This is a genomic window from Methylobacterium sp. J-048, assembly GCF_022829515.1.
Classification (GTDB): domain Bacteria; phylum Pseudomonadota; class Alphaproteobacteria; order Rhizobiales; family Beijerinckiaceae; genus Methylobacterium.
Map to the genome: position 1 here is coordinate 58,573 of NZ_JAKSYL010000056.1, position 13,039 is coordinate 71,611.

A 13,039-nucleotide genomic window follows, 5' to 3' on the forward strand; every position below is an offset into this window, starting at 1 on the left:
GTCAGTGCACCAGCGTGCCCGTTTCCATGAACCGGGCGAGCCGCTCCACCAGAGGCGCGACCATCACCCGATCGAGCTGCCGCAGCAAGCCGTGCCGTGCGTGGGCGACATTCGCCTCGGCCTGCTCGCGCGCCCGGCGCTGCCAGGCGGCGCGATCGCGCTGGCAATCGGTCCACGCCGCCTCGATCGACCGGAACACCTGCGGCAGGCGCTCGATCGGGGCGGCGATCCGGTCGTAATGGTGGTCGATCAGGCTGCCGAAGGTGTGGAAGCCGAGTTCCGACAGCAGCGCGACGGCCCGCGGCGCGCCCACCATCACGAACGGCAGCCCCATGGCGGCGGCCTTCAGCGACTTTTCCGTGATGCGCTCGACGCCCAGCTCGAAAAAATCGGTCTCGGAGATGATGGTCAGGTCGCAAGCCCCATAGGCCTGCGCGTCGAGCGTCAACACCATGTCGCCGCCCGGCGCCGGGGCATCGAGCCGCTTGGCCTGCCGGGGGATCCAGGCGCTGATATCGGCTAGCAGCGGCCCGAAAGCGTCAGTGATCTCCGGCGGGGCGTGGAACACGTCGATCCCGCCCGCCTTCGGGTTGTCCGAGCCGATCCCGTGGAACGAGATCAGGCCGTCGCGGTCGAGGCCGTTGAGCTGGAACCAGCGGTAGAGCAGCACCCGGTGCCAGCGCAGGGCCGCGTTCTGGCAGAGGAACCGGGCCGGGCCGGAGCCCTGAGCCAACGGCGCGTAACCGGTCCGGTCGAGGGGATGCTCGGGGAACAGTCTCGGGCCGGCCTCGGCATCGAGCCAGAGGGCGACCTGGAGCGGGAAGAACTCGAAGATCCAGAACCGCAGGCCCTCGCCGTAGAGCCGCTCGTAGTCCAGCCGCAGCAGCCGGTTCTGGGTGACCAGGGTGACCCGGTCCCGCGGGATCCCGAGGACTTCGAGGTTGCGGTGCAGGGCCTCGAAGGTCGGGGCGTGCAGGCCCGGCCCCTCGTTCGACAGATCGAGCAGCAGCGCCGCCCGGCCGGAGCGCAGGTTCTCGACATCACCGGGCTCGAGGAGGTCCAGCCGCCCGTTCGCCTCCGGGAAGCCGAGGCGCACGAAGTCGAGAACCGGCAGGCACAGGATGTGGTTGGCCTCGCCGGGACGGGCGGTGACGGTGATGCGCTTGCCCATCCAGCCGAGCGCCGCCGCCAGGAAATGGCCGGCCTCCCCGCGTTGAACCAGGACGATCTCGGGGGATGCTTGGCTCATCGCGATGCTCGGGCGGCCGGTCGCACGGGTATCCGCCGCCTGAACGCCGCGCGAAGCCGGATAAAGCCTTCGCGCGGATGCGTCGATCCCCGGCCCCGGTTCAGGCTGGGACCAACTCGGCCGCGCGCACGGGCGTCGGCCCGGCCCGGTAGGCCGCCGCGGCCTCCTCGGTCCGCCAGCAGGCGACCTTGTGACCGGGCGTGATCTCGGCCACCGGCGGCATCTCCCGGCGGCACTGCTCCTCGGCCAGGAAGCAGCGCGGCGCGAACGGGCATCCCGGCGGCCGGTTGGCGAGGTCCGGCGGGCTGCCCGGGATGGTCTGGAGCCGCGAGCCCTTCGCCAGCGCGCCTTCCGCCCGGCTGCGCAGCAGGCCGATCGTGTAGGGGTGGTGCGGGTCGAGCACGACCTGATGCGCGGTCCCGGTCTCGACGATCTTGCCCGCGTACATCACGGCGATCCGGTCGGCGACCTCGACCGCCGCGCCGAGATCATGGGTCACGATGATGATCGACAGGCCGAGGTCGCGCTGCAATTCGCGCAGGAGCAGGAGCACCTGGATCTGCACCGTCGCGTCGAGGGCGGTGGTCGGCTCGTCGGCGAGCAGCACCTGCGGGCGGCAGGCGAGCGCGAGGGCGATCATCGCGCGCTGGCGCATGCCGCCCGACATCTCGTGAGGGTAGTTGTCGAGCCGCCGCTCCGGGCTCGGGATCCGCACCCGCTCGAACAGGGCGAGCGCGCGCTTGCGGGCGTCCTCCTTCGAGATCTTCTCGTGGCGGTGGATCGCCTCGGTGATCTGCCGGCCGACCGTGTAGACCGGGTCGAAGGCGAGCAGCGGCTCCTGGAAGATCATCGAGACGTCGCCGCCGCGGAAATCCGCGAGCTGTCGCTTGCTCAGCGCCTGCACGTCCCGGCCGGCCGCCAGGATCGTGCCCTCGATCCGGCTGCGCCCCTCGTGGAACAGCCGCAGGATCGCCCGCAGGGTCACGCTCTTGCCCGAGCCGGATTCGCCGATGAGCGCCATCGCCTGACCGCGCTCAACGGTGAGGTCGACGCCGTCGACGACCTGCACCTTGCCGAAGGCGACGCGCAGGTTCCCGAGGGTGACGGCGGGTTCCGGGTTCGACATCGGGGCGCTCATGCCGCGAGCGCCCGGGCCGGGGCGGCGGAATGGCCGGAGCCCGGCTGGCGGGCGAGGCACGAAACCCGGTGCAGCGGCCCGACCGTGTCGAGGGGCGGCTCCGTCTCGCTGCAGACCGGCTCGGCCAGCGTGCAGCGGGGATGGAACCGGCAGCCGGAGGGCGGGTCGATCGGGTTCGGCGGGTCGCCCTGCAGCAGCGCGGCCTGCGTGCGGTTGTCCGGATCGAGCGACGGCATCGAGGCCAGCAACGCCTCGGTATAAGGATGGGCCGGCGCATCGAGCACCGTATCGGACGGGCCGATCTCCGAGACCCGGCCGAGATACATCACCATCACCCGGTCGGAAATGAACCGCACGACGTTCAGGTCGTGGCTGATGAAGATGTAGGTCAGGCCGAACTCGGCCTTGAGGTCGAGGAGGAGGTTGAGCACCTGCGCTTCCACGGACTTGTCCAGCGCCGAGACCGCCTCGTCGAGCAGCACCAGCCGCGGCTCCAGGGCGAGCGAGCGGGCGATGTTGACCCGCTGGCGCTGGCCGCCGGAGATCTCGTGCGGGTAGCGGCCGGCGAAGCGCTTCGGCTCCAGGCCGACCCGGGCCAGCAGGGCGCGGGCGCGCTCCACCGCCTCGCGGCTGGGCACGCCGTTGACCTTGGGACCGAAGGCGATCGACTGCTCCACGGTCATGCGCGGATTGAGCGACGCGTAGCTGTCCTGGAACACCATCTGGACCTGGCGGCGGTAGGACCGCCACGGCATCACCCGCTCGCCCACGGCTTGCCCGTCGTACAGCAGGGACCCGGAGTCGCGCTCGATCAGGCCCATGAGCAGCTTGGCGGTGGTGGACTTGCCGCAGCCGGATTCGCCGACGATACCCAGGGTCTCGCCCTTCAGCACGTCGAAATCGACGCCGTCGACGGCGCGCACCACCTGCTTCTTGCCTCCGGCCTTGCGGACCGGGAAGTGCTTCATCAAGCCCGAGACCGACAGGAGCGGCTGGGCCGGTCCGCCGCGGTCCTGGGCGAACGGGTCGGGAGCGTCCGGGATGACGCTCACTGGCGAATCTCCATGGCGGCACGCAGGCCGTCCGAGAACATGTTGAAGGCGATCGAGACGACGAAGATGCACACCCCTGGCAGGGCCGCGACGACCGGGTTGGCGTAGATCGCGGTGCGCAGGGTGTTGAGCATCAGGCCCCATTCCGGCTCCGGCGGGCGCACGCCGAGGCCCAGGAACGACAGGCCCGAGGCCAGGATCATCGAGACCGAGATCAGGCTGGTGGCGTAGACGAAGATCGGTCCGACGACGTTGCCGAGCACCTGCACCCGCATGATCGTCAGCGGCGAGGCGCCGGAGAGCTTCGCCGCGTCGATGTAGTCGCGCCTGCGGATGCCGGTGGTGACGCTCTCGGCGACCCGGGCGATCTGGGGCACGAACACGCAGGTCAGCGACACGATCGAGTTGAAGATGCCGGCGCCCAGCGCCCCCGACAGCGCGATCGCCAGCAGCACGGAGGGAAATGCAAAAAAGACGTCGATGGTGCGCATCAGGATCGTGTTGGTCCAGCCGCCGACATAGCCGGCCAGGATGCCGATGCCGGAGCCGATCACGAAGGCGATCAGCACCGGCGTGACCCCGATGAACAGCGACAGGCGCGAGCCCAGCATCAGCCGGCTGATCATGTCGCGCCCGAGCTCGTCGGAACCCAGCCAGTAGGTGGCGTCCCCGACATGCTTGAGCCGGCGCAGCATCGACCCCTTGTACGGGTCCATCGGGGTGATCCAGGGCGACAGGATCGCGATCAGCACCACGAGCAGGATCACGGCCCCGGCGCCCATGGCCACGGGATCGCGCACCAGCCGGTGGCCGACATGGCCCCAGAAGCCGCGGGACGGGACGAAGGCGGCCTCCGGGGCGGCGTCCCCGGTGGAGAGCACGCCGCCGTCGAGGGCCATGGAGGTGGCGGTGATCGGAGCGGTCATCATCGGCCTCCGGGTCAGGCGCGTTCGATGCGCGGGTCGAGGGCGGTCTGCATCACGTCGACCAGCAGGTTCAGGACGACGAAGAACATCGCCAAAACCAGGATCGAGCCCTGGAGCAGCGGCAGGTCGCGCTGGAAGATCGCGGCGTTGAGGAGGAAGCCGGTGCCGGGCCAGGCGAACACGGTCTCGACCAGGATCGAGCCGCCGAGGAGGTAGCCGAGCTGGAGGCCCATGATCGCCAAAGCGGTCGGGGCGGCATTGCGCACCACGTGCTTGAACACGCCGAACTCGTCCATGCCCTTGGCGCGCAGGGCCTCGACGAAGTCCTGGGCCAGGATGTCAGCCACCAGGGCGCGGACGGTGCGGGCGATGATGCCGGTGGGGATTACCGACATCGTCACCGCCGGCAGGATCAGGTAGCGCAGATGGTCGAAATCGGGCCGCCAGTTGCCGGAGCCATCGGGCCCGGCGCCGGTGGGCGGCAGCCAGCCGAGTGTCGCCGAGAACACGATCACCAGGATCATGCCGAGCCAGTAATGCGGCACGCTCACGCCGAAGACCGAGAGCGCGGACGCCGCCCGGTCGGCCACGGAGTTGCGGTGATACCCGGCCACGAAGCCGAACAGCGTCCCGAAGGTGAAGCCGATCACGGTGGCGACGGAGGCGAGGATCAGCGAGTTGATGACCGCGCGGGTGACCTCGCCCAGCACCGGCCGGCCGGTGGCGATGGAGGTGCCGAGATCACCGTGCAGAACGTGCCACAGCCAGATCAGGTACTGGACCGGCAGCGGCTTATCGAAGCCGTAGGCCGCCTTCATCTCGTTGATGGTCTCCTGGGTCGCGTCCGCCGGCAGCACCGCGCTCAGGGCGTCGCCTGGTGCGAGGTGGACCAGCAGGAAGCAGACCAGGCTGACGCCGAACGCCACGGGTGTCACGTAGACCAGGCGTTTGAGGATGTAGATCAGCATCGCATGCCTTGCCGTGGCCGATGAAAGTCCCTCCCCCCTCTGCGGAGGAGGGTGACCCCTGCGTCAGCAGGGGTCGGGAGAGGGGAGCAACGCGTGCGGAAAAGGCGTGCCGGGAGCCGAAACCCGCATCGTCGCGCTGCCCCTCTCCCCCCTGCTGCGCAGGTACCCTCCCCCGCAGAGGGGGGAGGGAAACGACGGCGCTACCGCCCCGCCGTCGCGATGGTGATCTTCGAGAAGTCTTGGAACCAGTTTTGGGCCTGGACGAAGCCCTTCACCTTCGGGCTCATCGCCCGCGGGTTCACGTCGTGCGTAATCATGATGAACAACGCATCGTCCACGAACTTCTCGTGGACCTTCTCCAGAACCTGGGTCTGCTCAGCCTTCTCGAAGGTATTGCGGACCTGGTCGAACAGCTTGTCCATCGCCGGGTCGCTGTAATAGCCCCAGTTGGTGCCGTTCGGCGGGGCGAAGTTGCTCTGTAGATGTCGGATGAAGCCGGTGAACGGGTCCTGGATGAAGTACGAGTAGTTGATCGCCGAGACGCCGCGGGAGATGTCCGCCTTGGCGCCGGCCCGCCAGATGTTGATCAGCGTGTTCCATTCGACCACCTCGTAGTCGACCTGGATGCCGACCTCGGCGAGGTTCTGCTGGACGAACTCGTTCATCGGCAGAGGCTGCATCTGGCCGGAGCCCGAGGCCGAGATCGCGACCTTCAGCTTCAGGGGCTTGGCCGGGCTGTAGCCGGCCTCGGCCATCAGCTTCTTGGCGGCGTCCGGATCGAACTTTACGTCGAAGGTCGGGTGGCCGAACCATTGATGGCCCGGCGGCATGAAGCCTTTGGCCGGGATCGCGAGGCCGCCGAGCAGCTCCTTCAGCCCGTCGCGGTCGATGGCGAGGTTGGCGGCCTTGCGCACCCGGATATCGTTCCAGGGCGAGCCCTCGACCCGGGACAGGTGCCAGGTCCAGTTATGCGGATAGGCGTTGGTCACGATGGTGAAGCCGGCGCCCTTGAGCGAGGCCACGGCGTCGGGCGCGGGGGCCTCGATCCAGTCGACCTGGCCGGAGCGGAGCGCCGCGACCCGGGCGTTGGCCTCGGGCAGCGGCACCAGCACGAGCTTGTCGAGCTTCGGCACTCGGTTCGTGTCCCAGTACTCCTTGAACGGCACCATCTCGGCGCGCTCGCGCGGGGCGAACAGGGTCAGCTTCCATGGGCCGGTGCCGGAGGGCTGCTTGGCGAAGGCGTCCCAGGACTTGCCGACCTTCTCCCACTGCGCGGGGGAAGACATCATGATCCAGGCGATCTGATAGGGCAGCGTCGCGTCGGGGGCCTTGGTGACGATCTCGACGGTCAGCGGGTCGATCACCTTGTAGGAGGCGACGGCCGGGATGCGGGTCTTGCCCTGCGCGGATTGGCGCGGGTCGTATTGCGGCGCGTCGGACTTCAAAAGCTTGTCGAGGTTCCACACCACGGCGTCGGCGGTGAAGTCGGAGCCGTCGTGGAATTTTACCCCCGGCCGGAGCTTGAAGGTCCACTTGGTCTTGTCGGCCGCGTCGACCGCCCAGCTGCTGGCGAGGCCTGGCACGAGGTCGGAGGCGAGCTCGGCGCTCGACAGGTCCCAGTTAATGAGGCCGTCATAGACCGTATAGCCGAGAAACCGCATGCCCTCGCCGCCATTGTCGGTCTGGCCGGTGGTCAGCGGGATGTCGGATGCGGTCATGCCGATCCGCAGCGTACCCTGCGCGAGGGCGGCGGTGCTCGCGGAGAGCACGAGGGCGCCGGCCAGCGCCGCACGGGCGCCAAGAGTTTTCAGACGAGACAGCATATCGGTTCGGATACTCGCTCTGGTCCGGGCCTGGGACCCGGAATGCCATCGACCGTATGCAAGCCCGCGGCCAACCGGCTCGGGTCCATGCACGGTCCTGCGCTTACCCGGCGTCGATGACGCTCACATGTGCGGCCACCACCCGCCAGCCCTCGGGAAAGCGCACCCAGGTCTGGCTCTGGCGGCCGGTCTTGCCGGGGGCGTTGTCCCGGGTGAACAGCGTCATCGCGGTGGCGAAATCGCGCCCGTAGGTGGTGATCACCGTCCGGGCCAGCACCCGCTCCAGGCCCACCGTCGAGCGGGCGCGCCGGAAGGCCCGGATCGCGTCCATGCCGTAGAGATTCTCCCCGGCCCCGTACCGGATGGTCCTGGGATCGTCCCGGAACAGGGCCTCCAGGGTGGCGACATCGTTGGTGGTGAGCGCGATCTCGTAGGCCCGGAACGCGGCCTCGACCTCGGCCTTCACGGCGGGATCGTCGATGATCATCAGGACAGCTCCGCCACCGGGGCCGTGCAGATCCCGTCCCGCTCGAGCTGGCGCGCCACGCGCAGGGCGAGGTCTTCGCGCCAGGGCGCGGCGATGACCTGGACGCCGAGCGGCAGCCCGGCATCGAGCCGCACCGGCACGGCCACCACCGGCAGGCCGATGAACGAGATCGGCTGGGTGAACAGGCCGATATTGGCCCGCACCGGCAGGGTCACGCCGTCGAGGACGAAGTGGGTCTGGCCGCCCTTCGGCGCCCGGCACGGCGTGGCCGGCGCCAGGATCACGTCGACGCTGCCGAACAGCTCGAGCACCGCGTTGCGATACCAGCGCCGGAAGCGCTGGGCGCGCTCGACGAACGGCGCCGGAATCATCGCCCCGGCGATCAGCCGGTCCCGCACCGCCGGGTCGAAATCCCGCGGCCGGGTGCGCAGGCGGTCGAGGTGGAGCGCTGCGCCCTCGGCCGCGGTGATCAGGTAGGCCGCAGCCCGGGCGCGATGGGCCTCCGGGAACTCGACCGTGCGGCTCGCCCCGAGCGCTTCGGCGACGCGCGCCACCGCGGCGAAGGCTTCCCGGTCTCCGCTGCGGGCGAAGTAGCCGCCCGCCACGGCGATGCGCAGGCCGCCGATCCCGGATTCGAGGCCCGGGGCGGCGGGCTCGGGCGTCCGGGTGGTGGCGACCGGATCCTCCGAGTCGGGGCGTTGCATCGCGTCATAGGCCAGGGCGAGGTCGGTCACGCTCCGGGCCATCGGCCCGAGATGGTCGAGGCTCCCGACGAACGGAAAGCTGCCGGCCCGGCTGATCCGCCCGTAGGTCGGCTTGAGCCCGAAGCAGCCGCAGAAGGCCGACGGCACCCGGATCGAGCCGTTGGTGTCGGAGCCGAGCGTCAGCGGCACCAGCCCGGCCGCCAGCGCCGCCCCCGAGCCCCCGGAGGAGCCGCCGGTCATGTGGTCGAGGGCGTGGGGATTGTGGGCGTCGCCGTCGTGGACGTTCTCGCCGGTGAAGTCGTAGGCGTACTCGCCCATGTTGAGCGCGCCGACCAGGATCGCCCCGGCTGCCTCCAGGCGTCGCACCACCGTGCCGTCGCGCCCGGCCGGCGGGCGGTCCCGGTTGATCTTCGAGCCGGCCCGGGTCGGCAAGCCGGCGACGTCGATCAGGTTCTTCACCGCGAACGGCACCCCGGCGAGCGGGCCGACCGGCTCGCCCCGGCCGATCGCGGCATCGAGCGCGTTGGCCCGGGCCAGCGCCCGATCGGTCAGCACGTCCGTGAAGGCGCCGACGCGGCCGTCGATCCGGTCGATCCGGTCGAGGGCATCGGCGACGGTCGCGCGGGCGCTGGCACGGCGCTCCGCGATCGCGGTGGCGATGGATGCGGCGTCGAGGATGGCGGCCGCGCTCATGCCTCGAACCTCGGCGCCGCCTCGACCTCGTCGGGGAGCGCGAAGCCCGCCACGAGTTCGGCCGCCGCAGCGAGAACCCGGAGGTTCGCGGTAATCGGCGGCATCCAGTCCGGCTCGATCGCCAGGCCCAGAAGCGGCGCGGCCAAAGCTGCGTAGGCATCCGGATCGAACGGAGGGGGCGTCTCGGGCATCGCGGTCCTCGCGCCGGCCATCAGGTCGGCCAGCCGGTGTTCCCGATAGCAGGCATCGTGCCGGACGCGATCAGCCGCCCGGTGAAATACGGCATCCACCATGCTTAATTCGTGAGCAGATTTCGCCGCTCTTCAGAGCGGTTCCAGGCCATCCAATCGATTGGCGCTGGTTTAGGCACTTTCCGGAAGGTCGATCGCCAGCGCCGCGATCGATGCGAAGCGGCAATCCGCCTCTGTGCCGTCCTCATGGACCAGCATCGCGAAGACACCCGGGGCTTGCAGGGTCATCATGTGGGCGTGCCACGTTCCCGCACGATAATTGATGCCGACATGGCCCGGGACACGGAAAGCCTGGATTCGGGCCTCGTCCGGGCTGCCGTCGCGGTCCGGTGCCACGACCACGACGTAGGCCTCGACGGAGAGCGGCAGGAAAGCCTGGCTTGAATGCGGATGCTGCTCCAGACGGCAGAGCGGCATCAATTGCCGGACCGGATCGCTCCGCACCAGAGCGAGGTTCGCCCGGGCGGTCGGCCGGGTGTTATGGATCTGCCCGGCCTGGTCCCGGCGCGGCGATGGACCGGGCGCGTCCAACACGTCGCCGTAGGACGCGAAGGCCTCGGACGAGATGTCGATGATCGGTATCGCGCGCATCGCGGCTCCTCGCAGTCCGGTGATTGACGATTTTCGGCCCGAGATCGTCGAACTGAGGCTTTTCGGTATCGACGGGCAATCCGATTTACAGATTCGACGTGGATTGTCGCCGCATCGGCCGTCTCCGCACACAGACCCGATTGCGTCCCGAGGGCCACTGGGTCTAAGGGCTGTCGCGTTTTTTCAGATATGGTCCGACCCGAGCGCTCTTGCGCGAGCCGAGCGCTCGGGTCGGACCATCGGCAGCGCCGATGGATCGGTGCGGTTCCGGGGCCCGGGGACGGCAGCGGAGCCCGTAGTATCAGTACGTGTCCGGCGTAGCCGGATGTCCCCGCGAAACGCGTGACGTACACAACCGAGAAAGGTCAAATGAGCGCATTCGACTACCGGAATTTCGACGATCGCCGTCAGCATTCCCAGAGTGCCAAGGCTGCCCTGCTGGCCAAGTTCAAGGCCCGCCCGCCTGCGGACGACCCGGAGGTTGTCGCCAAGGCCAAGGCCCGCGCGGAGATCGTCCAGGCCCGAGAGGATCGCGCCCGCGAGCGCGAGGCGGCCCGGATCGCCGCCGAGCGGAAGGCCGCCGAAGAGAAGCGCATCCGCGAGGAAACCGAGCTGGCCGCTCGGCTCGCCCGCGAAGCCGCCGAACTCGCCGCCGCGCAGGAGCGGAAGTCTGCCGAACTCGCACAGAAGAAGGCCGAGCGCGACGCGCGCTACGCGGCCCGCAAGGCCAAAGCCAAGCGCTGAGACGCCGCGCCGATGACGGCGCGTACCCGGTAACGCATTCGAACGCCGTCCGCCCCCGGGGCGGGCGGCGCATTTGTTTCAAGCTCCGCGATCCGCATCGTCATCCGTACGTCGGATAGACGACAGAGGCCGAGAAGCGCGGCAGTGCTTTTAGGAGATCATCCAGCTCGCAATCGTGCTGCCTGAGGAATGAAGCGGTCGAGCAACCTGCGGCACGGCGACTCGGTGGAAACCGGTGCTCGCAACCATCGCCCGGCGATGCGTGTTGAGCGCCGCTGCCGACGCACAGGATCGCGGCATGTGCGGTTCCCCTTCAAGTACCGGGTTTGACTGGCGAGGAAGCGATGCAGTCTCGAACCATGTTGGCGGCGCTGGCGATCGGTCTTGCGGGGGCCGGCTCAGCCGCGGCGCAGGATCGAGCGACCGTTACGGCCTGCGACTCGCTGATCGCCACGCGCCGGATCGATGCCGCGACCGGCCCGGCCCGCGAGACGCCGGAGGCCGGATGCCGCCGGATTTCGCGGGCCGATATCGGCACCGTGGAGCAGCGGGCGCTGATCGGCGGTGCGCCCTATGAGTGCATGACGGTCGCGGGTGCGGGCCGCTGCCTCTGGGTCGTGCCGTGAGGCCCTGAACACCGGCCGGTTCTGTTGAGATCGGCGCGTGTCAGAGCCGAATTCCAATCGAAACCAGCAGTCTGACGAAGCTTCACGGCAGGGCGATCCGCCCTATCTCGGCGGATCGGTCCAAACGGGAATACGCTCCGGTATGTTGAGTATCCAGGCCAGGACGCAGGTCGTCGCATCGGTATCGGCTGTTATCCTCGCAGTGTTCCTGGGAGGCGAGCCGGCCCGGGCCGAGCCGCCGATCCGCAGCCCGGAAGACGCGGCCTGCCGAAACGAGGCCCGAGCCAAGGTGTTCTCCGCACCCAATCCGCAAGGACTGGAACTCGAGGATATCGGCCGGCAGATCTACTTCGCCTGCATGGCCCGGACGACGCAGGCCGCGGCGCAACCGCAGGGACATGCTGCGAAACGGAAGCATCATCGGCATCGGCGGCACTAGGATTTTGAGTCGTGCATCATTCCGAACGCCGGCACCGCCGTTTGGAATGACGTTTTAGAGCCGGATCCGACCCGATTGCATCAGGTCGCGGACTCCAGGTCTTTATCGTGTGCGCATTGTTCCGACGAACCGGATGCTGCTTCGTCGGAATGCGCTTTCACGCTTTGCCGTGTCGTGCTCGCTCAGGAATCCAGGGGGGCGCCGATCCGAGCGCGCAGCTTGTGGCGGAGCACCTCGTTGCCGCCCTCCGCGTTCAGGGCGGACATCAGCCGCAGCAACTGGCTGAGCGGGGTGGACCGGCATTCGATCGCTTCGGCGATCTGGTCCGCCAAAGGCTTGGCCACCGGCACGAAACGCGGTGCGGGGCTGGCCTGGTGAGTCTGTTGCATGCGCTGCGCTCGTGCTTGGAGACGTTCCAGATGGCGGCCGGGTGGCTACGCCTTCCGGTCGCACCGCGCCAGCCCCAATCGCACTTTTACGTAGCCGGCATCGGGCTCCGTTACCGCATTGCAACACCGCGCGCGGGAAACCGTGGAGGGATGCAGCGGCGCTGCGGAATCCGCTTGCTTTTGTCGTTAGTCAGCCTGCCGCCAGCGGCGAACGATCGAATCCGTCGAGCAGATCCTGCGGGTCGCGAAAGATCGCGATGCAGCCTGCGCCCGCGAGATCGGCCTCCGGAAAGCCGCCGCAGAGCACGCCGACGGTGCGCAGGCCTGCCTTCGAGGCGGCTTCGGCATCGTAGGGCGTGTCGCCGATCACGATCATATCGGTCTTGGCGAGGCCTTCGAGCTTCTTCGCAGCGGCCTCGAAGATGTCGGGATGCGGCTTCGAACGATCCGCGTCGTCCGAGCTGGTGACGACATCGACGAGATCGGCGATCCCCAGGATCTCTTGGTAGCGCTCGACCTCGGGGCCCTTACCGGAGGACGCCAAGGCGATTTTCAGTCCGGCCTCGCGGATCCGCTCGAACAGCGGCCGGACCGCCGGGAACGGCCGGACCTCGGGCAGGTACTTCGTCTTGAACAGGTCGGAGCGGAAGCTCTCGATCTCCTTGCCCTCGCGCTTGATGCGCTCGGCCGGCAGAAACACCGGCATCAGCTCGTCGCCGCCCTTTCCGATCTGGCTGCGGACCTTCGTTTCGTCGGTCTCGACGCCGAAATGCGCGAAGGCCTCGACCCAGGCGCGGGCATGCAGGTCGACGCTGTCGAGCAGCGTCCCGTCGATGTCGAAGATCACGGCGCGCATCACGGGCCCCTTTTGCGGCGCACGGCGTACGCATCCGGCCGAACAACGATGGCGGGGGCGGCCTGTTCCGGGCTTTTGCCGGGCGGAAACGGCAGGAGCCCGC

At 68.9% G+C, this 13,039-nt stretch carries 15 protein-coding genes; 3 read left to right on the forward strand and 12 right to left on the reverse strand.

All coding sequences use genetic code 11. From position 1 onward, the window contains the following. Position 1: 1 nt before the first annotated feature. From MKL09_RS02805 to MKL09_RS02850, 10 genes are all read right to left on the reverse strand, one after another. Positions 2–1,249 carry a hypothetical protein gene (locus MKL09_RS02805; protein ID WP_244017739.1) on the reverse strand — a complete coding sequence of 416 codons (1,248 nt, stop codon included), beginning with the start codon at positions 1,247–1,249 and terminating at the stop codon, positions 2–4. A 100-nt stretch (positions 1,250–1,349) separates the two neighbouring features. Beyond that, the gene (locus tag MKL09_RS02810; RefSeq protein ID WP_244017886.1) at positions 1,350–2,375 is read right to left on the reverse strand and encodes an ABC transporter ATP-binding protein; all 1,026 of its coding nucleotides are present in this window, start codon (positions 2,373–2,375) and stop codon (positions 1,350–1,352) included. Positions 2,376–2,383: 8 nt separating this feature from the next. Beyond that, the gene (locus MKL09_RS02815) at positions 2,384–3,439 is read right to left on the reverse strand and encodes an ABC transporter ATP-binding protein (protein WP_244017740.1); all 1,056 of its coding nucleotides are present in this window, start codon (positions 3,437–3,439) and stop codon (positions 2,384–2,386) included. Next, complete coding sequence (locus MKL09_RS02820; RefSeq protein WP_244017741.1) at positions 3,436–4,365, reverse strand: ABC transporter permease; 930 nt, start codon at positions 4,363–4,365, stop codon at positions 3,436–3,438. The genes MKL09_RS02815 and MKL09_RS02820 overlap by 4 nt, the downstream gene beginning before the upstream one ends. 14 nt (positions 4,366–4,379) lie before the next feature. After that, complete coding sequence (locus tag MKL09_RS02825; protein ID WP_244017742.1) at positions 4,380–5,333, reverse strand: ABC transporter permease; 954 nt, start codon at positions 5,331–5,333, stop codon at positions 4,380–4,382. Positions 5,334–5,533: 200 nt separating this feature from the next. Next, positions 5,534–7,156 carry an ABC transporter substrate-binding protein gene (locus MKL09_RS02830; RefSeq protein ID WP_244017743.1) on the reverse strand — a complete coding sequence of 541 codons (1,623 nt, stop codon included), beginning with the start codon at positions 7,154–7,156 and terminating at the stop codon, positions 5,534–5,536. 103 nt (positions 7,157–7,259) lie between these two features. Further along, positions 7,260–7,643 carry an oxalurate catabolism protein HpxZ gene (gene hpxZ, locus MKL09_RS02835; RefSeq protein WP_244017744.1) on the reverse strand — a complete coding sequence of 128 codons (384 nt, stop codon included), beginning with the start codon at positions 7,641–7,643 and terminating at the stop codon, positions 7,260–7,262. Beyond that, the gene (locus MKL09_RS02840; protein ID WP_244017745.1) at positions 7,643–9,040 is read right to left on the reverse strand and encodes an AtzE family amidohydrolase; all 1,398 of its coding nucleotides are present in this window, start codon (positions 9,038–9,040) and stop codon (positions 7,643–7,645) included. Before MKL09_RS02840 ends, hpxZ begins: the two co-directional genes overlap by 1 nt. Further along, the gene (locus MKL09_RS02845; protein ID WP_409566894.1) at positions 9,037–9,333 is read right to left on the reverse strand and encodes an AtzG-like protein; all 297 of its coding nucleotides are present in this window, start codon (positions 9,331–9,333) and stop codon (positions 9,037–9,039) included. Before MKL09_RS02845 ends, MKL09_RS02840 begins: the two co-directional genes overlap by 4 nt. Before the next feature lie 69 nt (positions 9,334–9,402). Then, the gene (locus MKL09_RS02850) at positions 9,403–9,882 is read right to left on the reverse strand and encodes an ureidoglycolate lyase (protein WP_244017746.1); all 480 of its coding nucleotides are present in this window, start codon (positions 9,880–9,882) and stop codon (positions 9,403–9,405) included. Positions 9,883–10,251: 369 nt separating this feature from the next. On the opposite strand from MKL09_RS02850, the gene MKL09_RS02855 reads away from it, so the two are divergent. The 3 genes from MKL09_RS02855 (at position 10,252) to MKL09_RS02865 (ending at position 11,691) form a co-directional block, all read left to right on the forward strand. Further along, positions 10,252–10,626, forward strand: coding sequence for a DUF6481 family protein (locus MKL09_RS02855; RefSeq protein ID WP_244017747.1), 375 nt, complete (start codon positions 10,252–10,254; stop codon positions 10,624–10,626). 344 nt (positions 10,627–10,970) lie between these two features. After that, a complete protein-coding gene (locus tag MKL09_RS02860; protein WP_244017748.1) occupies positions 10,971–11,252 on the forward strand; it encodes a hypothetical protein in 282 nt (93 codons plus the stop codon). A 37-nt stretch (positions 11,253–11,289) separates the two neighbouring features. Further along, entirely contained in the window at positions 11,290–11,691 is a 402-nt protein-coding gene (locus tag MKL09_RS02865; RefSeq protein WP_313901166.1) for a hypothetical protein, read from the forward strand. Between the two features lie 182 nt (positions 11,692–11,873). On the opposite strand, the gene MKL09_RS02870 is transcribed toward MKL09_RS02865, so the two are convergent. Continuing rightward, entirely contained in the window at positions 11,874–12,080 is a 207-nt protein-coding gene (locus MKL09_RS02870; protein WP_244017749.1) for a hypothetical protein, read from the reverse strand. A 190-nt stretch (positions 12,081–12,270) separates the two neighbouring features. Then, a complete protein-coding gene (locus tag MKL09_RS02875) occupies positions 12,271–12,936 on the reverse strand; it encodes an HAD family hydrolase (RefSeq protein WP_244017750.1) in 666 nt (221 codons plus the stop codon). Positions 12,937–13,039 lie beyond the last annotated feature (103 nt).